Origin of the sequence: Janthinobacterium sp. LS2A (assembly GCF_036543145.1) — a bacterium.
In the GTDB taxonomy this organism is placed as follows: Bacteria; Pseudomonadota; Gammaproteobacteria; order Burkholderiales; family Burkholderiaceae_D; genus Janthinobacterium; species Janthinobacterium aestuarii.
Genome location: NZ_JAZHPB010000010.1, coordinates 14369 through 38613, shown reverse-complemented (window position 1 = coordinate 38613; position 24245 = coordinate 14369). Strand labels below are relative to the sequence as shown.

The following is a 24245-nucleotide window of genomic DNA, read 5'->3' as shown; positions in this document are numbered from 1 at the left end:
AGCATGTCCGGTCTGGTCGTCGCCATCGTCCTGTTTGCCGCGCTGCTGCACGCCAGCTGGAACGCCATCGTCAAGTCGGGCAAGGATACCTTTCTCAGCACGGTGCTCGTCTCCGTGGGCGCGGCCCTGATCTCGCTGGCCGTGCTGCCCTTCGTCACCTCTCCCGCGCCCTCCAGCTGGCCCTACTTGGCCGCCTCGGCCGTGGCGCAGCTGGCCTATTACTCTATGCTGGCGGCCGCCTACAAGGCCGGCGACATGAGCCATGCCTACCCATTGATGCGCGGCAGCGCGCCGCTCATCGTGGCGCTGGCCAGCTGGCCGCTGATCGGCGAGCGCCTGTCCGCCATGCAAATGGGCGCCGTCGCCTGCATCTGCGCGGGCATCCTCGGCCTGTATGTTGCCGCGCGCCGGCCCGCCACGGCTGGCACCACGAAACAAACAGGGCGCGCCACCGCCTTTGCGCTGGGCAACGCCTGCGTCATCGCCAGCTATACCCTGATCGACGGCATTGGCGTGCGCCTGTCCGGCGCGCCGGCCGCCTACACGATGTGGATTTTTGTCTTGAACGGAACGGGCCTGCTGCTGTGGACGGCGTTGCGCCGCCCCGCCGACCTGCTTGACTATGCGCAAACGCAATGGCGCCTGGCCGCCTTTGGCGGTTTCGGCACGCTCGCTTCGTACGGCCTGGCCCTGTGGGCCATGACGCAAGCGCCCGTGGCCGCCATCGCGGCCCTGCGCGAAACATCGATCCTGTTCGCCATCGCCATTGCGGCGCTGTTCCTGCGCGAAAAAATCAGCCCCCGCCGCTATCTGGCTATCGCCCTGATAGCGGCAGGCGCCGTGCTCATGCGAATGGCCTAGCGGGCGTCGAGCGGCGCGATCGGCAACTCGATGGCGCTGGCCGCCCCTGCCGCGTGGTACACGCGCTGCGTCGCCTTTTTATAATCGCCTGGCTGGGCCAGGAAGATATTCGGCACGAAGGTTTGCGGATTGCGGTCGTACAGGGGGAACCAGCTCGACTGCACTTGCACGGCAATGCGGTGGCCGGGCAGGAACACATGGTTGGCGTTCGGCAAGGCAAAACGGTAGCGCTCGATCTTGCCGGCAGGAATCGCGGTCGGATGTTCGAGGCTGTCACGGTAGCGGCCGCGGAAGATGTCCATCGCCACGCCAAGCTGGTAGCCGCCCATGGCCGGCTGCGACGGCACTTCGTCCGGATACACGTCGATCAGCTTCACCACCCAGTCGGCATCCGTGCCGCTGGTGGCGGCAAACAGGTTGACCATCGGCGCGCCAGCGATGCGCACGGCCGTCTTCAACGGTTCCGAGACATAGCTGAGCACATCCGTACGGTCCGCATAGCCGCGCTGGTCGCTGACCAGCCATGGCTTCCACACGTCTGCATCGTTCAGGCGCACGGGACGGGTTACGAAAGGCACGGGTTTCGCCGGATCGGCCACGTATTCATCGAACGCGCCGCTGGCTGCATCGGCTGTGGCCGATGACGCGGCAAAGCCTAGCTTGTAGCCATCCTGCAGATAGATCGGCGTCAGCTTGGTGTCGCAGGTCTCGCAGGCCAGCGGCCACTGCTGCAGGCGCTGCCACTGGTTCGTGCCGCTCTGGTACGACACGACGGGTGCCGTGGGCGCTTCCGGCGCGCCATCCTTCAGGTATTGATTGAGGAATGGTTGCATGACTTTTTCACGGAACTGGCGCGCCGTGTCGCCGTCAAACTTCAGGGCCCCCAGGCTGGAACCTTCGTAGTTGACGCCGCTGTGGCGCCACGGGCCGATGGCCAGGTAATTGAGATTGTTGCGCGTGTCGCGCCCTTCCATCGCCCAGTAGCTGGCGTAGGGGCCATAGATGTCTTCCTGGTCCCACTGCCCTACCACGTGCATGGTGGGCACGATCAGCGGGCGCTTGGCGAGGATCTTGTCGAGCGCCTGTTCTTGCCAGTAACTGTCGTAAGCCGGGTGCTCGAACAGCTTTTTCGTATAGGTCAGCTTGTCGATGCCGAATTTCTTTGCAAAGTCGCCGGCCGAGCCGATGCGCAGATACGCATCGTAATCGTCGTAGGCGCCCAGCACGGGCGCCTCGCCGCTGCCGCGCACGCTCGTCTGCCATGCCAGGTAAGACAAGCTCGGCATGCGGAAGGCGCCGTTATGGAACCAATCGTCGCCGCGCCAGCCATCGACCATAGCGCTCATGGGAATGGCCACCTTCAGCGCCGGATGCGGGTCGACCAGGGCCATCAGCACTGTATGCCCTTCGTACGAGGAACCAAGCATGCCCACCTTGCCATTGCTTTCCGGGATATTCTTCGACAGCCAGTCGATGGTGTCCCACGCATCCGTGACATTGTCCACTTTGGTATTGTTGAGCGGGCCGCGCACGGGGCGCGTCATCACGTAATCGCCTTCCGAGCCATGCTTGCCGCGCACGTCCTGGAATACGCGGATGTAGCCGTTTTCCACCAGGGTGTCGTCGCCTTGCGGCAAGGTGGCCAGCATGCTGGCGCTGGTGGCGCGCTGGGCGCGGCGGGCAGCGTTATAGGGCGTCCGCGTGAGCATGATAGGCGCCCGTTTGGCGTCTTTCGGCACGACGATGACCGTGTACAGCTTGACGCCATCGCGCATGGGAATCATCACCACGCGCTTGACGTAATCATTCACGTCGGGCATCACCAGCTTGGCGCCGATATCGGGCGTCATGGGCGGCGTTTTCGGCGTTTGCGCCATCGCGGGCGCAGCATACAGGGAACTGATAACCAGGGCCAGGCCGGTGAGCCGGACGGGGGACGACACGCGCATACTGTTCTCCAATGGATTCATGCCACGCAAAAGTGGCCGAATGGCAATAATACCCGGAAAGCAAGTTCCACAGTAGGCTAGCCTCTGACGCAGCACAGCAGATAAATCGGGCCGCAAACTTGACAGAACGCGCCCAAACTGCAACCATAACGCCATGAAATTTATCCCTTCACAACACGCCTGCTTGAATTGGTGGTCCCGCTCACTTTCGCGCGGCCACTGTATAGTGATGTGAATTAGATCCACGCCGCCTCGATCGGTGGCGTAACAGGCTCAGCCTGGATCATCCCCGATGCAGGCGGCTCAAAAGGAAACTTGATGAGCTTGCCGAACACCCCAGATACCCAAGACCAGAATGACGCACCGGCAGCACCGCTGTCGCCCGCCGCCATCGCTTCGCAATCCGTGATCCTGACGGGCGACCGCCCGACCGGTCCCTTGCATCTGGGCCATTACGTGGGCAGCCTGCGCGACAGGGTCCGCTACCAGAACAGCTACAAGCAATTCATCATGCTGGCCGACGCGCAGGCGCTGACGGACAATATGGACGACATCGACAAGGTGCACCGCAATGTCGTCGAAGTGGCGCTCGACTACCTGGCCGTCGGCATCGACCCGACGAAAACCACGGTGTTCATCCAGTCGCAAATCCCGGAACTGGCCGAGCTGACCTTTTACTACCTGAATATCGTCACCGTGGCGCGCCTCGAGCGCAATCCCACCGTCAAGGAAGAAATCCGCCTGCGCGGCTTCGAGCGCGACATTCCAGCGGGCTTTTTGACCTACCCTGCCAGCCAGGCGGCCGACATCACGGCCTTCAAGGCAGGCGTGGTGCCCGTGGGCGAAGACCAGATCCCGATGATCGAGCAAACGAATGAAATCGTGCGCCGCTTCAACCGCATGTACAACCGCGAAGTGCTGATGGAATGCAAGGCGCTAGTACCGGACATCGGCCGCCTGCCCGGCATCGACGGCAAGGCGAAGATGAGCAAGTCGCTGGGCAATACCATCAACCTGGGCGCGACCTCGGCCGAAATCACGGCCGCCGTGAAAAAAGTCTATACCGACCCGCTGCACCTGCGCGTGGAAGACCCGGGCCACCTGGAAGGCAATATCGCCTTTACGTACCTGGACGCCTTCGATCCGGAAAAAGCGGCGCTGGCCGAAATGAAAGCCCATTACGTGCGCGGCGGCCTGGGCGACAGCATCGTCAAGAAGCGCCTGGACGTGGTCTTGCAGGAAATGCTGGCACCGATCCGCGCCCGCCGTGAAGAGTTCGCCAAGGACAAGGGGCAAGTCATCCAGATGCTGAAGGAAGGCACGTTCAAGGCACGCGAAGTGGCGGCCCGCACGGCCGATGAAGTCAAGTCGGCGCTGGGCCTCAACTACTTCTGATCACAGACAGTCAGCAAACTGATGCGCTCAGGCGGAGTCGGGTAAAATCCCGCTTCCGCCTGGGCGCGATGCATTTGTGTCACCGTGGCACCAGCAATCCGTAGAGAAGACAACGCGCCATGACCGATACCCCTATCGAACAGCTGCTGCAGCAGCATTTTTCCATCGATGCGCTGCAGCAGGCACCCGCGCCCCTGCAGCAGGCGCTGGGCATGCTGGGCGGCTGGCTGGCCGCCGAACGCGACACGCCCTATCCGCACACGCCGTATGCGAAACTGCTGACGCAATTGTCCGACACCTGCCTGCCCGCGCACGGCATGCCCGTGGCGGATTTCCTGCAAGAACTCGACACCACCGTGCTGGCCAATACGGCCCAGCTGAACCACCCGCAATACATCGGCCACATGACGCAGGCCCTGCCGTGGATCAGCGTGCTGGCCGAAGCGTTTACAGCCACCCTGAACCAGAACCAAGTCAAGATCGAGACGGCGTACGTGTCGACCCTGATCGAAAAACAGATCCTCGGCTGGCTGCACCGCCAGGTCTACCAGCAGCCCGATGCTGTCTACACGCAGGCCATGGCCGCCACCAGCGGCGCGCTGGGCAATGTCGTCAACGGCGGCACCATGGGCAACTTGACGGCGCTGGCCGTGGCGCTGGAAAAACAATTACCGGGCACGCGCAAGCGGGGCCTGTTCGCCGCCATGCAGGAATCGGGCTACGCGGGGCTGGCCGTGATCGGCTCGGCGCGCAGCCATTACTCCGTGAAAAAGGCCTTGGCAACCCTGGGCCTCGGCGAAAACGCCTTGCAGCTGGTGGCCGTCGACCGCGACAACCGCATCGACGTCGCCGCGCTGGAAGCGACCATTGCCGATTTAAAACTGCGCAAGATCAAAGTCGTCGCCATGATCGGCATCGCCGGTACGACGGAAACGGGCGCCATCGACCCGCTGGCCGCGATGGCGGCCATTGCCGCGCGAGAAAGCATCTGGTTCCACGTGGATGCGGCCTGGGGCGGCGCCCTATTGATCGCGGAACAGTACCGCGCGTTGTACGACGGGATTGCGCTGGCAGACTCCGTCGTCATCGATGGCCACAAATTGCTATGGGTGCCGATGGCGCAAAGCATGGTGCTGTTCAAGGATAGCGCCAGCCTGAACTTGCTCAAGCACAATGCCAACTACATCTTGCGCGACAACTCGGGCGACTTGGGCCAGACGTCGCTGGAAGGCTCGCGCCGCTTCGATGCCTTGAAACTGTGGACCTCGTTCAAGGTTCTGGGCGTGTCCGGCTACACGACCTTGCTGCAGCAGGCGGCCACCCTGTCCGGCCAGTTGCAGGATTTATTGGCCGACCAGCAGGATTTCGAACTGGTCACGCGCTCCGATACCTTCATTCTCACCTACCGCTACGTGCCCGTGCACTTGCGCCAGCGCATGGAGGCCTTGCTGGCCGGCGGCCAGGTGGACGCTGCCACCGAACTGAACAAGCAACTGAACACCTTGAACGCCAAGCTGCAAAACCGGCAAAAGGCGCAGGGCCACAGCTTTGTTTCGCGCACGGTGCTGGAATCGACGCGCTACCCTGGCCCGACCAACGTGCTGCGCGTGGTCATGACGAATGTCAAGACGCGCCCCCACCACTTGCGCGCCATTTTGGCCGAACAGCGCGCCATCGGCCTGGTGCTGGTGGCGGAACTGGGCCTGTAAGGAATCCCCCACCCATCAGTTTTGAATGGATGCACGATGCAGCGTCTTAGCGCCCTCACCGATCTACTACAGCATCTGTTGAAATGGCTGCTGCTGGCCTTGGTCGTGGCCGTGCTGGCGGGATCGGCCTCGGCCTTATTCCTGTTCGCCCTGGACTGGGCCACGCGCACGCGCCTGGCGCACGCCTGGCTGATCTGGCTGCTGCCCGTGGCGGGCTTTGCCGTCGGCTGGCTGTATTTGCGCTACGGCAGCAGCGTCGAAGGCGGCGCGAATCTCCTGATCGATGAAATCCACGACCCGAAAAAAATCATTCCGCTGCGCATGGCGCCGCTGGTGCTGGGCGGCACCGTCATCTCGCATCTGTTCGGCGCCTCCGTCGGACGCGAGGGCACGGCCGTGCAGATGGGCGGCGCGCTGGCCGACCAGCTCACGCGCCTGTTCCGCCTGAACAACGAAGACCGCCGCATCATCCTGATGGCCGGCATCAGCGCCGGCTTTGCCTCCGTCTTCGGCACGCCGCTGGCGGGCGCCATCTTCGGCCTGGAGGTGCTGGCCATCGGCCGCCTGCGCTACGAAGCCATGCTGCCCTGCCTGCTAGCCGCCATCATCGCCGACCAGGTGGGCTTGCTGTGGGGAGTCCACCATACGCATTACGCCGTGCCGTTGATCCCCGCCCTCTCCGCCTGGACCTTGTGCGCCATGGTGACCGCGGGCGTGCTGTTCGGCGTGACCGGTAAACTGTTTGCGCAAACCACGCACGGTTTGAGCGGCCTGATGAAGCGCTGGATCGCCTACGCCCCGCTGCGTCCGCTAGCCGGCGGCGTGATCATCGCCGTCGCCGTGTGGCTGATCGGCACAGACAAGTATATCGGCCTGGGCATTCCCACCATCGCCGACGCGCTGAAGGAACCGCTGCCCGCCTGGGATTTTCTCGGCAAGATGGCGTTTACCATTGTTTCACTGGGCACAGGTTTCAAGGGCGGCGAAGTGACGCCCTTGTTCTACATCGGCGCGACCCTGGGCAATGCGCTGGGCCCGCTGTTGCACCAGCCCGTCACCCTGCTGGCGGCCATCGGCTTTGTCGCCGTCTTTGCGGGCGCGGCCAACACGCCGATCGCCTCGACCCTGATGGCCATGGAACTTTTCGGCGCCGAGATCGGCGTGTACGCGGCCATCGCCTGCGTCGTGGCCTACCTGTTTTCCGGCCACGCGGGCATTTACCGGGCGCAACGGGGCGGGCATGCCAAGCGCATGCCCCCCAAGAACATCGACGCATGACACAGAATATCTACGACAACGACGGCTTCTTCACGGCCTACAGCCAGCTGCCGCGCTCCGTCGGCGGCCTCGACAGCGCACCGGAATGGCCTGCCCTGCGCGCCATGCTGCCCGGGTTGCAAGGAAAAAGCGTGCTGGACCTGGGCTGCGGCTATGGCTGGTTCTGCCGCTGGGCTGTCGAGGCTGGCGCGGCACGCGTGCTGGGCGTGGACGTGTCGGAAAAGATGCTGGCGCAGGCAAGCGCCATGGGAGAACACCCGACGGTCAGCTATGCGCGGCTTGATCTGGAACAACTGACCTTGCCGCCAGCCAGCTACGACCTCGTCTACAGTTCGCTGGCGTTCCACTACATCGAAGGTTTCGACACCCTGCTGGCCGCCATCCGCCACGGCTTGAAGCCTGGCGGCAAGCTGGTGTTTTCCATCGAGCACCCGATCTTCATGGCGCCGCGCCAGCCCGGCTGGCTGACGGATGCGCAAGGCCGCAAGACCTGGCCCGTCGACAACTACCAGCTACAAGGCCCGCGCGTGTCGGACTGGCTGGCGCCCGGCGTGATCAAGCAGCACCGCACCCTCGGCACGACCTTGAATGCTTTGCTACGCGCTGGTTTCCAGCTGGAACACGTGGAAGAATGGGGACCCAGCGACGAACAGCTCGCGCAGCAACCGGCCCTGGCCGAAGAGCGCGAGCGGCCGATGCTGTTGCTGGTGGGGTGTAGCCTCAAGTAACCGCGCCGTCAGCTGACCACATTGCGCGTAAAGCGCAAGGTCGACGCGCCCGCATTCACGTACGCATACGCTTGCGCGCTGCTGAACACAAAAAATTCGCCCGTAGCCAGTTGCCTGGTTTCCGCCGCCAGCACGAGCTGCAGCGTTCCTTCCAGCACGTAGAGCATTTCACTGAAACCGGTCGGATCGGCTTCCGCATCGTAGCGCTCGCCTGACGCCAGGGTCCACGACCACAGTTCCACCTGCCGGCTGGCGGGCGCCGCGCCCAGCAGCACGGCCTGGCTGGCCTGCGATGCGCTTTGCCACATCAGCACGCGCAGGCTGTCGTGCGGCTGCTGCGGCGGCTGGACGAGGTCGACAAAGGCCACATTCAAGGCGGCCGCCACATGGTCGAGATTGGCCAGGCTGATATTGGTGCTGCCCGCCTCGACGCCGTTGACCATGCGCCGGCTCAGGCCAGACTGGCGCCCCAGTTCCTCCTGGCTAAGGCCGGCGGCAAGGCGCAAGCGCCGCAGATTGGTGGCCAGGTGTGCCAGCACGCCACCGGCCTCGGCTTGACTGCGCAATATATTGCTCCTATGATGATGGGAAATATTTTGCTCATAGCATAGCGCCCCATGAAAACACACGCAAGTCCCCCGCCCGCCTTTGGCATGCCCGAACTGGCCCTGATCGCCATCACCTTCATCTGGGGCGGAACGTTTCTCGTCGTGCAACATGCCGTGACGGTCAGCGGCCCGCTGGCCTTCGTGGCCGCCCGCTTTGCCGTGGCCGCCAGCATCGGCGCCCTGATTTGCCGGGGCCAGTTGCGGCACTTGACGAAGGCGGAGTTGCTGACGGGCATGGCCATTGGCGTGAGCATCTTTGGCGGCTACGCGCTGCAAACCTATGGCTTGATGCATATTTCCAGCAGCAAATCGGCCTTCATCACGGCCTTTTATGTGCCCATCGTGCCGCTGGTGCAGTGGCTGGTCTTCAAGCAGCGGCCTCACCCTGCCGTGTGGGCGGCTGTCGTGCTGGCGTTCGTCGGCTTGCTGCTGCTCACGGGCACGGACGGCTTGAACATGGCCTTCGGCACGGGCGAGCTGATCACGGCCGTGGGCGCCATCGCGATCGCGCTGGAAATCATCCTCATCAGCCGCGTCTCGCCGCAAATGAATATCCTGCGCGTGACCATCGTGCAACTAGCGACGGCGTCATTGATCGCCCTGCTGCTAATGCCCGTCATGGGCGAAGCGCCACCTGTCCTCAGCAAGACGTTCATCCTCAGCGTGCTGGCCCTGGGCTGCGCCAGCGCGCTGATCCAATATGTGATGAACTGGGCGCAAAAGCGCATCTCCGCCACCAAGGCGACCCTGATCTATGCGGGCGAGCCTGTCTGGGCGGGCGTGATCGGGCGCACCGCCGGCGAACGGCTGCCGGCCCTGGCCATCGTCGGCGCGATATTGATCATTTGTGCGGGCATCCTCAGCGAGTGGCGGCCGAAACGCCTGCGCGCCGACGGCAAAGCCATCGTGCCATCAGATTAAGCGTCGGTACGCCGCAGCGCCGTATCCCCATGCAAGGCCAGCGGCACGGCCCTGGCCCAGCGGTTAGAGGACAGCGAAAACGTCAGCGCACGCACCTGGTGGTACCAGCCGGCGGGCACATACAGCATGTCGCCGGGCTCGACGATGCATTCGATCATCGTCGCCTGGCGTGCCAGGGGAAAACGCTGAAAATCGGGGGCTTCCGGGTCGAAAGGCGAACCGAACAGGATGGCGTTCGCTTCGCTCGGATACAGGAAGGCATCGTGGTGCGGCGGCGATAAAAAGATGCGCTTGCGGCCCCACACCTGGGCGAAGATATTGTCGTCGTAATCGCAGTGCAAGGGCGTCACCGTGCCGGCCGGCCCGACCCAGAAACGCGGCGGGCCCATCTTGTCGAAATACGTGGGCCAGTGGCACAAACGGTTCAGCTCGCGTAATTCCAGGTTGCCCAGGTAGGGCGGCAGCACATACTTGCCCTCTGCCACCAGATCCAGATATTGCCCCATCGACATATCCTGCATGGCGCGATCGGCCGCAAAGGCCGTGTTGATGTAGTCGCCCACCCGCGCACGCACGGGCACGTGGCTGAACTGCTCGCGCAAAACGTCAGGCCCCAGCTTGGATAAGGGCCAGCGCCGCACCAGTCCGCGCATCAGGAAAGGCAAGCCCTGCGCGGCGCGCGCGCGGAAGGCGGCGGCGTCCAGCATGGCCAGGCGCGGCACCTCGGTGATGGCAGGCAAGCCGCGCGCCGCCTGCTTGATGGCCTCGCGCATGGCGTCGATAGAGGTAACACCGCGCACTTGCGCATCCTTGTCTTCGCGCGCCTGCTTGCGGGCCAGGGCCGCTTCGGGCGAACTGAATTCGGCTGGCGGCCTCGGCGGCAGTGCACGTGGCAATACGGGGGCTGCCGCAAGCGGGAGCGGCTCTTTTTTTTCTGCGGACATAAACCTTCTTTGCGATCAGGCGCCGCGCGGCATGGCGCGACAGTGCGCTATTTTAAGCCAGCAAGGCCCGTTTCAGCATATCGGCCTGCTCGCCTGCCTGGCGCGCCTTGGCTGCATACTCGCTGGCCGTGCCCGGATGCAACCAAGCCTGGGCCTTGGCGGCCAGGTTCAGGTACAGTTTTTCTTTTTCCTGCAGCGCCCTGACGGCGGCCCAGATGGCGTCTTCCGCCTTTTCATGCTGCAACTCGCCAAGCGTCTGCGCCGTAAAACTGTGGCCCGTATGGCAGCGAAAACGCTGCGGCTTCTGGCCATGCAGCTCCCACAGCGTGCCCTGGCATTCGGGACAGGTGAACGTCGATGGCGTGGCAATTTTTTCCAGTTGCTCCATATTTCCCACTCCCCGCGCAAAACGGTTTTCCACGGCAACCCACTGGGGCACGGGCGGCAAGGACTGTGCAGCGACGGCTGGCGCCGGCGCGCCGCTGGCCAGCGCCAGCAGGGCCGGCCCGATCTCGGTGGACGGCAGGCACCAGTCCACTCCGGCATGGTCGATCGCGCTTTGCGGCATGGACGGCGCCACCGCGTCCTGCGGCTCCTGCACCAGCGCCTTGCCGCCGCAGGCCTTGATGGCCTGCAAGCCCGCCGTGCCATCATCGAGGTAGCCGCTGAGAACCACGCCCACCACCTTCGGCCCAAAAGCGGCGGCCGCACTGCGAAACAGGGGATCGATGGCGGGACGCGTATGGTTTTCCTTCGGACCCCGGGTCAGCTCGACCATCGCCTGGCCGGCCAGGTTGGCAACGAGCATGTGCCGGTCAGGAGGCGCCAGCAGGATGCGTCCCGCGCGCACGGGTTCGCGCTCTTCGGCAAAGCGCACGGGCAAGGCGGAGGTCTTGCCGAGGATCTCGGGCAGCACGCTGTTGCGCGCCCCCACGTGCATGACGGCCAGGATTGCCGCGGGCAGGTCCGCCGGCAAGGTGGCGAAGATGGTGGACAGCGCGCTTACGCCGCCCACCGAGGCCCCCATGACGATCAGCGTTTCCATGCCTGCCCCTTTCGCGCCCGGATCACTGAACTATTTTGCCGCGCCTGGTAACACGATTCAGTGCGCCGACTAACACTATAAGAAGCGTCAGCTCAGGGACGACGCGCAGCAGGTTTGGTCAGGGTGTCTTCAGACTGGCGTCTTGAATATTGGATCCACGATGAACTGCTGCGCCTTGATGCGCAAGGTACGCTCTTCGTCCAGCTCGGCGCGCGTTTCGCCCAGCTCTTCGCGTTCCGCTTCCAGTTCCAGGCGCGCGGCCGCCAGTTCCGTTTCCACGCGTGTCAGGCTTTCCAGCTTCAACTGGGCCTGGATCAGTTCCGCGCGCGCCGCTTCGGCGGCCTCTTCCAGGCGGGGGATGCCTTCGAGCTTGAATTGCGCCTTGGCCAGGTCCATGCGCGCCTGCTCGGCCGCCTCTTCCAGGCGCGGCAAGCCTTCCAGGCGGAGCTGGGCCTTGGCAAGATCCGTGCGGGCCTGGTTCGCCACTTGCCGCTCGCGTTCAAGCTCCTCGCGCAAGGTTTCCAGCTCGCCCGCCTGCAGGTCGAGCAACTCTTGCTGGCGCTCGTTCTCGCTGGCCAGGTCCATCAATTCCTGTTGATTGTCGTTCATCTCGGCTTCATGCGCGCTGTGGCTGGCGCTTAATTCCTGTCCTACATAATCGAGGATGGCTTGCTGCAGCACGGGCGACAGTTCGGCGGCGGCAGCGATCTGGCGCTGCGCACCGGCCTTGCGGCGCTGCAATAGCTTGCTGATGGTGCCCAGACAGGCGCCATTGCCCAGCCGTTCGCGCAAGGCGCGCACCGTGATGGACTGGCCTTCGCCGGCCATCGCTTCCATTGCCGCATTGATCTGTTCCGCGCTTACTTTTGCCATGTCGTGTGCTCTTGAATGTTGCCCAGGGCAATCTTGCCCAGGGGCATTATCTTATGCCAGCGGCGGCAAAGCGTAAAGTATTTCTCAATAGTGATTGCAATTGCACAACAGAACGTTGTGCAAACATGCGGCCTGGGATGTTTTACTCTTCGAGCAGACCATTTTCCGTGAGCATATCCTGCACCAGTTCCAGGCGCAGCACGGGATTGTCCTGGCTCAGCAATAGCTGTTTTTGCATGGCGCTCAAGGACAACAGTTCGCACCAGCGGTTCGCCACCCAGCCGCACTCGTCGAGGCGGTATGGCGGCTGCAGGGGCATTTGATCGGGCGGGATCTTTTGCTCCTGCAAGGTACGGATCAGGGCGCCGAGCGCGTCGGCCACATTCTGCTGCTCTTGCGGGATGGGGATGGTTTTATCGGGCGCCAAGGTGTCGACCTGCGCCATCCACAAGCCGTGCTTCAGCTGTTCGCTGGAGACGATGTGGAAGCGCTGCATGCCCATGCATTTGATTTGCAGCAAGCCCGACAGGGGCGCGGCCCAGTCGACGACGCGCGCCAGGGTGCCCACGGGCGCCAGGGTCTCTTGCTGGCCCGGCTTGCGCACTTCCGCACCGTCCAGCAGCTGCACCACGCCGAACGGCTGCTCGCCCATGATGCACTGACGTATCATGTCCAGATAGCGTACCTCGAAGATCTGCAGGGGCAGATAGCCGTCGGGATACAGCACCGTATTGAGCGGGAACAAAGGTATCGAGGTCATGGCGCATGATGGCACGAATGGCATATCCGTGCAGCGCGCTTTGCCTTGTCAGCTTAACTGCGCCGATTATTTGTAGAAGCGCCTTTTCTTGGCTCGCTCCGCCGCTTTCGGCGCCAACACTTTCACGGCCTTTTTCTGGATCGTGCCGCCGGCGGACGTGCCCGGCACGCGGTGCTCGGCTTCGTAACCGGCTTCCTCATTGCGTTTCAGGGTTTGCCGCGTCAGCGCTTCGACGGCCGACAGCAATTCCACCTCGTCGGCGCAGACGAGCGAGATCGCTTCGCCCGAGGCGCCCGCGCGGCCCGTGCGGCCGATGCGGTGGATATAGTCTTCCGCCACGGTGGGCAAGTCGAAATTGACGACGACGGGCAATTGGTCGATATCGAGGCCACGGGCGGCCACGTCGGTAGCCACCAGCACCTGCACTTCGGCGGATTTGAAGCGGGCCAGCGCGCGCAGGCGGTTCGGCTGAGTCTTGTCGCCGTGAATCGAATCGGCGCGCACGCCCTGCTCCAGCAAGGTGTTTACCAGCAGCTCGACACCCTTGCGCGTCTTGACGAAGACCAGGACCTGGCCCCAGCGCTTTTTCTTCAGCAAGTGCAAAAACAGTTCCGGCTTGCGTTTCTTGTCGCACACGATGACCGATTGCTTGACGGCCTTGACCGTGCTGTTGCGCGCGCTGACCTCGACCGAGACGGGATCCTTCAACATGGTTTTCGCCATGGCGCGGATGGCGTCCGAGAAGGTCGCCGAGAACAGCAGGGTCTGGCGCTGCTTGGGCATGGTCATCAGCAATATATCGAGCTCGCGCTCGAAGCCCAGGTCCAGCATGCGGTCGGCCTCGTCCAGCACCAGGGTTTGCACTTGCTCGAACTTGACGGCGCCCTGCGTCTGCAAGTCCAGCAAACGGCCCGGCGTGGCCACCAGCACGTCGAGGCCCTTGCGCAATTTGCTGATCTGCGGCTCGATGGGCACGCCGCCATACGCGACAAAGCTGCGCAGCGGCAGGTTGCCGCCATAGCTGCGGAAGCTGGCATAGACTTGCTCGGCCAGTTCGCGCGTGGGCACGAGCACGAGCACGCGCACGCACTGGGGCGCCACCACGCCTTCCAATGTCAGGCGCTGCAGCAGCGGCACGGCGAAACCGGCCGTCTTGCCCGTCCCCGTCTGGGCGGCGGCCATCAGGTCGCGCCCGGCCAGCACGGCAGGAATCGCTTGCGCCTGCACGGGCGTGGGCTTGGCATAGCCGAGCTCGTCAAGTTTGCGGACCAGGGGATCGATCAGGCCGAGGGAGGAAAACGTCATGGGAAAAGCAATCTTGGCAAAGTAAAAGGTGGCGCGCACGGACTGGCCGTGCGCGCAATTGCCGAGATTATAGGCCAGCGGGGATGCCGGCCGGGGTTTTCAGTATAGAAACAGCGCGCTCAGAACTTCATTTCCAGGGTCGCGCGCGCCTGCGGCGAACTCGGCGAAATGCTGTTGCGGGCTATCGTGCCGCTGGCGTCCGCATACGTGGTGGTGCTTTCGAAGTCTTGCGCCAGCAAGTTCGACACGGCCAGACGCAGCTGGTTCTTTGCATCAAATTTCCACAGCGCATAAATGTCGACGTCGCGCCGCGGCGAGGTGTAGGCGCTCTGGCGCTCGGTGATGCGCACGGGGCCGCCATTGCGGAAGTTGAAGCTGCCACCCGTCGTCAGCACGCCGTCCGGCGTCTTGTAGTCGAGACCGAAGTTGCCGCTGACGGGGGTTTGCTGGTCGAGCCGGTTGTTCGGTCCCGGCACCTGGTCCACCTGCGACCAGTTGCGGCTGATGCTGGCGCGCAAGTCGATGGCTGGCACGGGCGCGACCATCACGGCACGCAGCGGGAACTTCGCTTCCAGTTCCAATGTCTGAGTATTGGCGCGGCCATCGTTGACGGGCGTCGATACCCAGCGGTCATTGATGAACAGCAAGCCTTGGCGCGTATAGCCATCGATACGGCGCGCCGAGGCGCGCGCGCTGAGCAAGGCGCCTTCGGCCCAGTAGTGCTCGTACGAGGCGTCGATGCCCAGCGCCAGCTCCGGTTTCAGGTAGGGATTGCCTTCGCGGTCGGGGTCCGTCTGGCTATTGTTGGTCGAGGTATTGCGGCGCGGAATCAGGCTCGCCGTGGGCTGCGCCTTGTAGGTGCGCGTCAGGGCCAAACGTACCTGGTCGCCCTTGGTATCGGGCAGCTTCCACAGGGTCTGCAGCAGCGGGCTCCACACGCTGGTGCGCTGGTTCACTTCGTCATAGGTATCGCCCGCGCTGCGCGTATCGATGCCTTCCCAGCGCACGCCCGCATACATCGACCAGCGCGGCGTGATTTCCCAGTCATCCTGCACGTACAGGGCCAGGCGCTTGATGGTGGCGTCGAAACCTTCGTCGCTGTTGACGGGTGGACGCGCGCCCAAGGTAGCCAGCGCCGCTTCACGCTGGCGGCGCGTTTCATCGCGCTCCGTGTAGGCGCCGTCCCAGCCCATCGACAGGGCATGGCCGGGCAGCAAGGGGGAAGAATATTTACCTGTCGAACTGACGCCGTTTTCCGTCGCCTTCACGCCCACCTTGCGTTCGAGCGCCAGGCCGCTGCCATCGACAAAGCCTTGCTGCAGGCTGTCGGACGTATTGCGTGCGGCCGAGGCGCCGATTTTCAGTTCCAGTTTGGCGCCGCCGGCCAGCTTGTGCATCCACGTCAGGTCGCTGCGGCCGAAGGCGTTGTGGTTGCTTGAGCTGCCCGTATTGGTATCGTAGTCGGGGCGCATGCCCTGCTCCGTTTCCGCGCGGCTGAAGTTGCGGTGATTCGAGCGCCCGCCATTGAAAAAGAATTGCGCCGTCACATTGTCGCCATTGGCCAGCACCCAGTTCAGGCGCGGTGACAGATTGATGCCTTCCGGACGGCCGTCACCCGTGCCATTCGTGCGGCGCAGCAGGTTTTGCCGGCCATCGGGCGCGTAGCCCAGTTCCAGTCCCGGATTGTCGTAATGGTAGTCGTAGCGGAACAGCGAACCGGCCAGCGAGTACGAGAAATTACCGTCGCGGTCGGACAGCTGCACGTTGACGCTGGGCGAGAAGCTCACGTCGCTGCCCTGCACGCCCAGCTTGAGCTCGCGCTGCGCCGTCTTCACGGCTTTCTTGAGCACCACATTGATGGTGCCGGCGATCGACTGCGTGCTGTATTCGGCGCTGGCCGCATGCAGAATCTCGATGCGTTCGATCACGTCCGGCGACAGGGTGTCGAGCGAGAACCCGGCCGGCGCCCGCTCGCCATTGAGCAGTATCTGCGTGTAACCGCTGCCCAGCCCGCGCATGCGGATTTCTCCGCCCGAGCGCCCGGCCGCGCCGGAGACGGTAATGCCGGGCAAGCGTTTGAGCACGTCGGTGACATTCGTGTCGCCATACTTGAGGATTTCCTCGCTGCCCACGACCATCTTGCTGGCCGTATCGTCGCGGCGCGGATCGTAGCCGCTCCCCTTGACTTCGACGGTTTGCATGGCCGGTGCGGCGAACTTTTCAGCCTTCGGCGGCGCAGTGGTGGCGGCAGCGGCCGTGTCGGCTGGCGCTTCAGATTGCTGGGCCTGGGCATTCCAGGCAAGTAAAACGGCTGAACAAAGGACGGTAAGGCGGAGGCAACGGCGTGGCATCATGACCTGGCTGAAAAAAAGTTGGCTGAATAAAAATGGCTAAAAGCTAAAAAACAGGCCGCCGTATTGTGCTGCAATTTTTTCCGAGTGGCGCAGTTTCCCGAAAATATTTCTTACAGCAAATTAAATTCGGCGGCGGACTGCGATACGCACCCTTGCATACGGCGCATATCATTGCGCGCCACATCGCCGCTATAATGCGTTTTCACCATTGTTCCCATCATCCCGTCAAAGGCTTCCCATCGTGTCTGACCGTCTTGCCGTCCTGCCTCAATATCTGCTTCCAAAAGGAGCGTTGACCAACTTTGCCGGCCGGATCGCCGGCGCCAAAGGCGGCGCCATGACCACGCGTTTGATCCGCTGGTTCGTCGGCCGCTACAACGTCAACATGGATGAGGCGCTGGACCCGGACATCACGCACTACACGAGCTTCAACGACTTTTTCACGCGCGCGCTGCGCCCCGATGTCCGTCCGCTGGCCCAGGCCGACTACATCTGCCCCGTCGATGGCCGCATCAGCCAGTTCGGCACGATCGACAAGGACCAGATCTTCCAGGCCAAGGACCATAACTTCAGCACCACGGCCCTGGTCGGCGGCGACGCGTCCCTGGCGGCCCAGTTCGAACACGGCAGCTTCGCCAATCTGTACCTGAGCCCGCGCGACTACCACCGCATCCACATGCCGTGCGACGGCCGATTGACGCGCATGATCTATGTACCCGGTGAACTGTTTTCCGTCAACCCGACGACGGCGCGCGGCATTCCCGGCCTGTTCGCCCGCAACGAGCGCGTCGTCTGCGTATTCGACACGGCCAACGGCCCCTTCGTCATGACATTGGTCGGCGCCACCATCGTCGGCAGCATGGCCACCGTCTGGCACGGCGTCGTCAACCCGCCCCGCACGGGCCAGGTGCGCGACTGGAGCTATGCGAACGACAATGTCGTGCTGAAACAGGGCGAAGAACTGGGCCGCTTCCTGCTCGGTTCCACCGTCGTCATGCTGTTCCCGAAAGACACCGTGCAATTCAACGCCAGCTGGCAACCGGCCGGCCCCGTGCAGCTGGGCGAAGTCATGGGCAACCTGCCCAAGTAAGCCAACGGGACGCGCGCCTACACGGGCGCGTCGGTCTTGTACATTTCTTCCATCAAGTCCAGGAACGCGCGCGTCTTGGCCGGCATCAGCCGCCGGCCGGGAAACACGGCCCAGCCCGTGACCAGCGGAAAACTCCACTCCGGCAGCACGCGCACCAATTCCCCCGTCGCTACATAGGCCTTGGCAAAGCGGTCCGTGCTGGCCGCGATGCCCACACCCGTGCACGCCATGCGCACCAGCAATTCCGGCGAATTGGCCAACAGGCGCACGGGCAGATCGCGCTCCCACGTCGTCTTGCCTCGGATCAAAGTCCAGTGCACGAGGCCATGCACGGCGCGCGGCAAGCTGAGCAGATCGTGGCCGTACAGATCGTCGGGATGCTCGGGCAAGCCGTGCACGCTCGTGTATTGCGGCGAGGCATACAACGCCAAGGTGCTGAACGCCACGCGGCGCGCGGACAGGCTGGCGTCGTCGGGCAAATTGCCCATGCGGATGGCCAGGTCGAAATTCTCTTCCAGCAAATCCACGCGGCGCGCCGACAAGTCCAGCTCCAGCGAAATGGCAGGATAGCGGCGCACGAACTCGGCCAGCACCTGGCGCATCAGGGTGTCGCCGAAATCGGCCGGCATGGAAATGCGCAGCAAGCCGCTGGGCCCCGCCTGGCGGTGCTGTGCCAGGGCGCCGGCCGCCTCCGTTTCCTCGACCACCTTGCGCGCATGCTCGAGCAGGCTGGCGCCAAACTCCGTCAGCGCCAGCTTGCGCGTCGTACGCAGCAGCAGCCGTTCACCCAGTTTCGCTTCCAGCAGCGAGATGCGCCGCGACAGGGTCGATTTGGGCAAGTCCACGCGCACGGCGGCGCGACTGAAACTGCCGCATTCGACGACTCTGGCAAACAGCAGCAAATCTCCGGGATCGATATCCATACAACCTCATTGTTCCATTGGTGGATTAATGTTATCCATTTTAACGGCTTCCGCATCAATTTTGGAATTGCTATAGTTCATTCATCGCAAGACACCTCACAACGGAGAAAACAAGATGAACATCCTGCAAATCAATTCCAGCGCCCGCAGCACCGGTTCCGCCTCGACCCGCCTGGCTGACGCCATCGTCGCCCGCGTACAAGCGGCCAACCCTGGTGCCGCCCTCGTCCGCCGCGACTTGGCTGCCGCACCGCACCCCGTGCTCGACGAACCGACCCTGCAAGCGCTGTTCACGCCGGCCGATAAACGCACGCCGGAGCAAGCGGCCCGCATCGCCCTGGACGACGCGCTGATTGCGCAAGTGCAAGCAGCTGACGTGATCGTCATCGGCGCGCCGATGTACAACTTCGGCATCACCGTGCAACTGAAAAGCTGGTTCGACGCAATTGCCCGCGCCAACGTCACCTTCAAGTACACGGAAAACGGCCCAGTTGGCCTGCTGAGCGGCAAGAAAGTCTATGTGGGCCTGTCCCGCGGCGGCTTGCACCGCGACAGCGCCAACGATAGCCAGGTGCCTTACCTGAACACCATGTTCGGTTTCCTGGGCATGACCGACGTGCAATATGTGTATTCGGAAGGCATGGGCATGGGTCCGGAAGCCGTGGCCAAGGCGCAAGCCCAGGCGGACGCCGAGATCAACGCGATCCTGGTGTAATAGCTGACTGCCGCAACAAGGGGTCAGACGGGGACGCCGAGTTCCGGCGGGTCTGACCCCAAACAGGAGAAAGCAATGAGCGATACCACCACCGTCAACAAGCCACGCGCCGTCGAGCGCGTGATCGCCGGCCAAGCCGTCATGGATGGCGCCGGCGTGAAGATCAACCGCGTGCTGACGCAGCAGCTGCAGCGCCGTCTCGACCCGTTTTTGATGCTCGACAATTTCGCCAGCGACAAGCCGAACGACTATATCGCCGGCTTCCCCGAGCATCCGCACCGCGGCTTTGAAACGGTCTCGTACATGATCACGGGGCGCATGCGCCACAAGGACAGCGCGGGCAACGAAGGCTTGCTGACGTCGGGCGGCGTGCAATGGATGACGGCCGGCAGCGGCGTGATCCACTCGGAGATGCCGGAGCAGGAAGAAGGCGTGATGGAAGGTTTTCAGCTGTGGCTGAACCTGCCCGCGCGCGACAAGATGCGCACGCCGTGGTACCGCGATTTCACGAGCAGCGAGATCCCCCGCTACACGACGGACGCTGGCGTGGCCGTGCAAGTGATCGCCGGCGAGAGCCATGGCGTGACGGGCGCCGTGCAGCGCGAACTAACGGAACCGTTGTACCTCGATATCGACTTGCCGGCCGGTGCCAGCTTCGAGCAACCCTTGCCGCCAGGCCATAATGCTTTCATCTACACGTTTCGTGGCGAAGTGCAGGTCGACGGCAAGGCCGTGCCCGCCCTGCGCATGGCGATCTTTGCCAACACGCCGGGCAGCGACGGCGTGCGCATCGAGGCGCCCGAAGGCGGTCGCGTGATCCTCGTCGCCGGCCAGCCCTTGAATGAACCGATCGCGCAGTACGGCCCGTTCGTCATGAATACCCAGGCGGAAGTGTTCCAGGCCGTGCAGGATTTCCGTGAAGGGAAATTTGGCGAGACGGCGGCACAGTAAAATTTATTTGCTCCAGGTAAAACCTGCAGTGCCTCGCGGCCTGCAGGTTTTTTTACGCGCCGACTGTTTTGTTGCTTTTCAATTACACTGACGGCAAGATCATTCCACAAAGCATTCCATGCATCCCACGCACGACAACACCGAACACGACGCCACCCATTTACACGCCCACCTGAAAGGCGACGCCAAGCACACCCACTCGTTCGAGGGGCGCAGCCAGAGCATCCTCGCGTGGGCGCTGGGGCTGACTCTGTCGTTTGCCGGCATCGAGGTCATCGCCGGTTTCCTGTCCAATTCTCTGGCCCTGATTTCCGATGCGGGCCACATGGTCACGGACGCGGCCGCGCTGGGCCTGGCCCTGTTGGCGCAGCTGATCGCCCGCCGTCCGCCGTCGCCGCGCCACTCGTTCGGCTTCGGCCGCGCCGAAGCGCTGGCCGCCTTCGTCAACGGCCTGGCCATGCTGTGCGTCGTGGGCTGGATCTGCTATGAAGCCGTGCTGCGCTTTTCCGCCCCGCAAACCGTGCAAGGCGGCATGGTCTTCATCGTCGCCTTCATCGGCCTGGCGATCAACCTGGTGGTGGCGTGGGTCTTGTCGAAAGACAAGCAAAGCGTGAACACGCGCGCCGCCCTTGTGCACGTGATGGGCGATTTGCTGGGCTCGGTCGCCGCCATCGTCGCCGGCGCCGTGATTTACTTCACGGGCTGGATGCAGATCGACCCGCTGCTGTCCGTGCTAGTGTCTCTGCTGATCCTGAAATCCACGTTCGGGGTATTGAAAGAGTCGTACCACTTCCTGATGGAAGGCGTGCCCATGCACATCGACTACGTCCAGGTGGGCGCGGACGTGGAGCAGGTGGACGGCGTGATTTCCGTGCACGACCTGCACGTATGGGACATGTCGCCCGGCCAGCCAGCCCTGATCGGCCACGTGGAAATCGAACACCTCGACCATTGGCCGAAGGTATTGCGGGCGATCAAGAAGATGCTGTTAGCCAAGCATGGGATAGACCACATCACTTTGCAGCCGGAGACGGCCACAATGGCGGGGTTGCATGCGGGTGACAAAACCCACTAGCAAGGACTGGGGGCGAACGGGGACGCCGAGTCCCTCAGGGTACGACCCCGGCGTCAGCCTTTGGGTTCCAAGTCTAACTGCGCCTTGCCTCAAGTACCCCGCTCACATCCTTGATCACATTCAGCGCCTTCAACAACTGCGCCGTCGAGCTGATCTCGGCCGTAAAGGTCATGCGGGCCTGGCCCTTGGCGCTTTGGGTGTTGACGCCGATGACGTTGATTTTTTCGCGCGAAAAGATTTCGGAGATGTCGCGCAGCAAGCCCTGACGGTCACCGGCGAGAATAAAGATGTCGACCGGGTACACGGTGTCGTGCCCGCCCGTGCTGCCCCATTCCGTGAAGATCACACGCTCGGGCGACTTGGCACGCATTTCCTCAAAGTTCTTGCAGGTGGCGCGGTGAATCGACACGCCCTTGCCGCGCGTGACAAAACCGACGATGCTGTCCGGCGGCGCCGGCTTGCAGCACTTGGCCAGCACGGTCATGAGGCCCTCGGTCCCCACCACCAGCACGCCGGACTTGGCGCCCTGTTCCACGCTGGAAGCGCGGCTCTTGCCGACCAGCACGGCGTCTTCCGGCACCACCACTTCGCCATTGTCGTGCAGCGCCTGCTCCACGTGGCGCAGGCTGAATTCATCCTTGCCCACCGACAGGAACAGCTCGTCGACTTTCGCAAAGCCCAGTTTTTGCGCCAGCGCCTCAAGGTTGACGGCCGTCTTGCCTTCGCGCTGCAGCGACTTTTCCACCAGCGCGCGGCCGTGGGCCAGGGTTTCCTGCATGTCGATCGCGTGGAACCAGGCGCGGATTTTCGAGCGCGTACGCGTGCTGACGGCATAGCCGGCGCTGAGCCAGTCGCGCGACGGTCCGGCCGTGCCCGGCGCGCCTTTGGCCGTGATGATTTCGCAGGTCTGGCCGTTTTTCAGCTGGGTATTCAGGGGCACCATGATGCCGTCGACCTTGGCGCCCCGGCAGCGGTGGCCCACGTCCGTGTGCAGGTGGTAGGCAAAATCGACGGGCGTGGCACCCACGGGCAATTCCAGCACGCGCGCTTGCGGCGTCATGACGAAGATGCGGTCGTCCAGGGTGGCGGATTTCAACTTTTCCACCCACTCGCGCTGGATTTCTTCCTGGCCCACGACGGCGTCGGCCACCTCCGTTTTCCAGGCCAGCAGCTGGCGCAGCCAGGCGATCTTTTCGTCGTATTTCTGGCCGGCAAAGTTCGAGCCGCCCTCTTCCTTGTAGCGCCAGTGCGCGGCCACACCGTATTCGGCAAAGCTGTGCATTTCATTGGTGCGGATTTGCACTTCCAGCGGACGGCCATCTTCGGCGGTCACCACCGTGTGCAGCGACTGGTAACCGTTCGGTTTCGGCCGTGAAATGTAATCGTCGAATTCTTTCGGGATGGGGGTCCAGATATTGTGGACCACGCCCAGCACCGTGTAGCAGGTTTTCACGTCGGCAACGATGACGCGGAAGGCGCGCACGTCGTACAGGGCCGTGAAATCGAGCTCCTTGCCGCGCATCTTGTTCCAGATGCTGTAAATGTGTTTCGGGCGGCCAAATACTTCGGCCTGGATACCGGCCGAAGCCAGTTCCGTCTGCAGGCGCAAGATCGCCGAGGACACGAAGCCCTCGCGCATCATGCGCTTTTCTTCCAGCATCTTGGCGATGCGTTTATACGCTTCCGGTTCGATGAAGCGGAACGACAAGTCTTCCAGTTCCCACTTCAGCTGCCAGATACCGAGGCGGTTGGCCAGCGGCGCGTACAGGTCCAGGGTTTCCTTGCCGTATTCACACGTCATTTCGTTGAACAGCTTCAAGTCGGCAAAGTAACGCAAGGTCGTCACGCAGGCGGCCAGGCGCACCAGCACGACACGCATGTCGGAAGCCATCGCCAGCAACATCTTGCGCAAGGTTTCCACCTGGGCCACGGCTTGCTGCGCCGCATTCTTGCCGCGCCCGCCAGCGCTGCCGTGCTGCGCCTGAGTCAGCGCGCGCAAGCGGATCAGCTGGCGCACGCCGGTTGCCAGGTCGCACACCTGCTTGCCGAAGCGGGGTTCGATGTCGGCCGCCGTATCGGGTTCCAGCAAGGTCAGCTCGAACATCAGGCCGGCGATGCGCGTTTCCGCATCGCTGCGCAGGAAAGCCAGGGTGGTGGCCACGCCGATGGCGAACTCCAGCGCGGAGCGGCCGGCAAAGGTCTGCTTGTCGCCATACGCTTCGGTGGCATACGCGAGCGCGTCCAGCACGCGCGCGCAGTCCGGCGCACTCAAGCCCTCTACCAGTTGTTCCGATGTGGCGCTATTCGGGGCCGAGATGGAAACCATGTATTACCTTTAAACTTAATGACTGAACAACTTGAAAACTTAACGTTCTGCAGCGATGACGACGATTTCAACCAGGCATGCCGGATTGGCCAGTTTCGCTTCCACCGTGGCGCGCGGCGGCGTGTGGCCGGAGGCGACCCAGTCGTCCCACACTTCATTCATGCCGGGGAAATCCTTCATGTCGGCGATGTAGATCTGGCACGACAGGATGCAAGTCTTGTCGCTGCCCGCTTCCATCAGCAAACGGTCGACGTGGCCCAGCACTTCGCGCGTCTGGCCGACGATGCCTTGCGTGGTGTCTTCGGCGATCTGGCCAGCCAGGTAGATGGTGTTGTTGTGTATCGCTACTTCGGAGAGGCGTTTGCCTACGTGCAGTCGTGTAATTTCCATGCTTCTTCTTTCGGTTGTTTCAAAATCTGTACAGCGTATTACCTG

At 63.2% G+C, this 24245-nt stretch carries 21 protein-coding genes; 10 read left to right on the top strand and 11 right to left on the bottom strand.

Going from position 1 to position 24245, the window contains the following annotated elements:
* Nucleotides 1-3: 3 nt before the first annotated feature.
* Nucleotides 4-861: a DMT family transporter gene (locus V3C40_RS24005; protein WP_331778708.1), complete on the top strand. Its 858-nt coding sequence runs from the start codon at nucleotides 4-6 to the stop codon at nucleotides 859-861.
* On the opposite strand, the gene V3C40_RS24000 is transcribed toward V3C40_RS24005, so the two are convergent.
* Nucleotides 858-2810 (bottom strand): CocE/NonD family hydrolase, encoded by a 1953-nt coding sequence (locus V3C40_RS24000; protein ID WP_331778707.1) that lies wholly within the window; start codon nucleotides 2808-2810, stop codon nucleotides 858-860. The two genes, V3C40_RS24005 and V3C40_RS24000, sit on opposite strands and share 4 nt — an antisense overlap.
* 318 nt (nucleotides 2811-3128) lie before the next feature.
* On the opposite strand from V3C40_RS24000, the gene trpS reads away from it, so the two are divergent.
* The 4 genes from trpS to V3C40_RS23980 all read left to right on the top strand — a co-directional run bounded on the left by trpS (nucleotide 3129) and on the right by V3C40_RS23980 (nucleotide 7920).
* A complete protein-coding gene (gene trpS / locus V3C40_RS23995; protein ID WP_217494627.1) occupies nucleotides 3129-4205 on the top strand; it encodes a tryptophan--tRNA ligase in 1077 nt (358 codons plus the stop codon).
* Between the two features lie 119 nt (nucleotides 4206-4324).
* The gene (locus V3C40_RS23990; protein ID WP_331778706.1) at nucleotides 4325-5914 is read left to right on the top strand and encodes a pyridoxal-dependent decarboxylase; all 1590 of its coding nucleotides are present in this window, start codon (nucleotides 4325-4327) and stop codon (nucleotides 5912-5914) included.
* 36 nt (nucleotides 5915-5950) lie between these two features.
* On the top strand, nucleotides 5951-7192 hold the full coding sequence (locus V3C40_RS23985; protein WP_331778705.1) for a voltage-gated chloride channel family protein: 1242 nt from the start codon (nucleotides 5951-5953) through the stop codon (nucleotides 7190-7192).
* Nucleotides 7189-7920, top strand: coding sequence for a class I SAM-dependent methyltransferase (locus V3C40_RS23980; RefSeq protein ID WP_331778704.1), 732 nt, complete (start codon nucleotides 7189-7191; stop codon nucleotides 7918-7920). The genes V3C40_RS23985 and V3C40_RS23980 overlap by 4 nt, the downstream gene beginning before the upstream one ends.
* Before the next feature lie 8 nt (nucleotides 7921-7928).
* Here V3C40_RS23980 and V3C40_RS23975 read toward each other — a convergent pair whose 3' ends face one another.
* On the bottom strand, nucleotides 7929-8486 hold the full coding sequence (locus V3C40_RS23975; protein WP_331778703.1) for a helix-turn-helix domain-containing protein: 558 nt from the start codon (nucleotides 8484-8486) through the stop codon (nucleotides 7929-7931).
* A 51-nt stretch (nucleotides 8487-8537) separates the two neighbouring features.
* Here V3C40_RS23975 and V3C40_RS23970 point away from each other — a divergent pair, with 51 nt between their 5' ends.
* Nucleotides 8538-9449 (top strand): DMT family transporter, encoded by a 912-nt coding sequence (locus tag V3C40_RS23970; RefSeq protein WP_331778702.1) that lies wholly within the window; start codon nucleotides 8538-8540, stop codon nucleotides 9447-9449.
* On the opposite strand, the gene V3C40_RS23965 is transcribed toward V3C40_RS23970, so the two are convergent.
* The 6 genes from V3C40_RS23965 to V3C40_RS23940 all read right to left on the bottom strand — a co-directional run bounded on the left by V3C40_RS23965 (nucleotide 9446) and on the right by V3C40_RS23940 (nucleotide 16577).
* The gene (locus V3C40_RS23965; RefSeq protein ID WP_331778701.1) at nucleotides 9446-10393 is read right to left on the bottom strand and encodes a cupin-like domain-containing protein; all 948 of its coding nucleotides are present in this window, start codon (nucleotides 10391-10393) and stop codon (nucleotides 9446-9448) included. The two genes, V3C40_RS23970 and V3C40_RS23965, sit on opposite strands and share 4 nt — an antisense overlap.
* 52 nt (nucleotides 10394-10445) lie before the next feature.
* The gene (locus V3C40_RS23960; protein ID WP_072454017.1) at nucleotides 10446-11438 is read right to left on the bottom strand and encodes a chemotaxis protein CheB; all 993 of its coding nucleotides are present in this window, start codon (nucleotides 11436-11438) and stop codon (nucleotides 10446-10448) included.
* A gap of 129 nt (nucleotides 11439-11567) precedes the next feature.
* Nucleotides 11568-12311 (bottom strand): DNA-binding protein, encoded by a 744-nt coding sequence (locus V3C40_RS23955; RefSeq protein ID WP_034752328.1) that lies wholly within the window; start codon nucleotides 12309-12311, stop codon nucleotides 11568-11570.
* Between the two features lie 142 nt (nucleotides 12312-12453).
* The gene (locus V3C40_RS23950; RefSeq protein ID WP_083292699.1) at nucleotides 12454-13071 is read right to left on the bottom strand and encodes an LON peptidase substrate-binding domain-containing protein; all 618 of its coding nucleotides are present in this window, start codon (nucleotides 13069-13071) and stop codon (nucleotides 12454-12456) included.
* Nucleotides 13072-13137: 66 nt separating this feature from the next.
* Nucleotides 13138-14376, bottom strand: coding sequence for a DEAD/DEAH box helicase (locus V3C40_RS23945; protein WP_070303106.1), 1239 nt, complete (start codon nucleotides 14374-14376; stop codon nucleotides 13138-13140).
* Between the two features lie 119 nt (nucleotides 14377-14495).
* A complete protein-coding gene (locus V3C40_RS23940; protein ID WP_331778700.1) occupies nucleotides 14496-16577 on the bottom strand; it encodes a TonB-dependent receptor plug domain-containing protein in 2082 nt (693 codons plus the stop codon).
* 394 nt (nucleotides 16578-16971) lie between these two features.
* On the opposite strand from V3C40_RS23940, the gene asd reads away from it, so the two are divergent.
* Complete coding sequence (asd, locus tag V3C40_RS23935) at nucleotides 16972-17820, top strand: archaetidylserine decarboxylase (RefSeq protein WP_331778699.1); 849 nt, start codon at nucleotides 16972-16974, stop codon at nucleotides 17818-17820.
* Between the two features lie 17 nt (nucleotides 17821-17837).
* Here the strand turns inward: asd and V3C40_RS23930 are convergent, their stop codons facing one another.
* Entirely contained in the window at nucleotides 17838-18743 is a 906-nt protein-coding gene (locus V3C40_RS23930) for a LysR family transcriptional regulator (protein WP_046684934.1), read from the bottom strand.
* A 115-nt stretch (nucleotides 18744-18858) separates the two neighbouring features.
* On the opposite strand from V3C40_RS23930, the gene V3C40_RS23925 reads away from it, so the two are divergent.
* The 3 genes from V3C40_RS23925 to V3C40_RS23915 all read left to right on the top strand — a co-directional run bounded on the left by V3C40_RS23925 (nucleotide 18859) and on the right by V3C40_RS23915 (nucleotide 21484).
* Nucleotides 18859-19458 (top strand): FMN-dependent NADH-azoreductase, encoded by a 600-nt coding sequence (locus V3C40_RS23925; RefSeq protein ID WP_102294713.1) that lies wholly within the window; start codon nucleotides 18859-18861, stop codon nucleotides 19456-19458.
* A 75-nt stretch (nucleotides 19459-19533) separates the two neighbouring features.
* On the top strand, nucleotides 19534-20409 hold the full coding sequence (locus tag V3C40_RS23920) for a pirin family protein (RefSeq protein ID WP_072454022.1): 876 nt from the start codon (nucleotides 19534-19536) through the stop codon (nucleotides 20407-20409).
* Between the two features lie 118 nt (nucleotides 20410-20527).
* Nucleotides 20528-21484, top strand: coding sequence for a cation diffusion facilitator family transporter (locus V3C40_RS23915; protein WP_331778698.1), 957 nt, complete (start codon nucleotides 20528-20530; stop codon nucleotides 21482-21484).
* A gap of 73 nt (nucleotides 21485-21557) precedes the next feature.
* On the opposite strand, the gene V3C40_RS23910 is transcribed toward V3C40_RS23915, so the two are convergent.
* Nucleotides 21558-23810 carry a RelA/SpoT family protein gene (locus tag V3C40_RS23910; RefSeq protein ID WP_034752338.1) on the bottom strand — a complete coding sequence of 751 codons (2253 nt, stop codon included), beginning with the start codon at nucleotides 23808-23810 and terminating at the stop codon, nucleotides 21558-21560.
* Nucleotides 23811-23849: 39 nt separating this feature from the next.
* Complete coding sequence (locus tag V3C40_RS23905) at nucleotides 23850-24200, bottom strand: RidA family protein (RefSeq protein WP_034752339.1); 351 nt, start codon at nucleotides 24198-24200, stop codon at nucleotides 23850-23852.
* Between the last annotated feature and the right edge of the window lie 45 nt (nucleotides 24201-24245).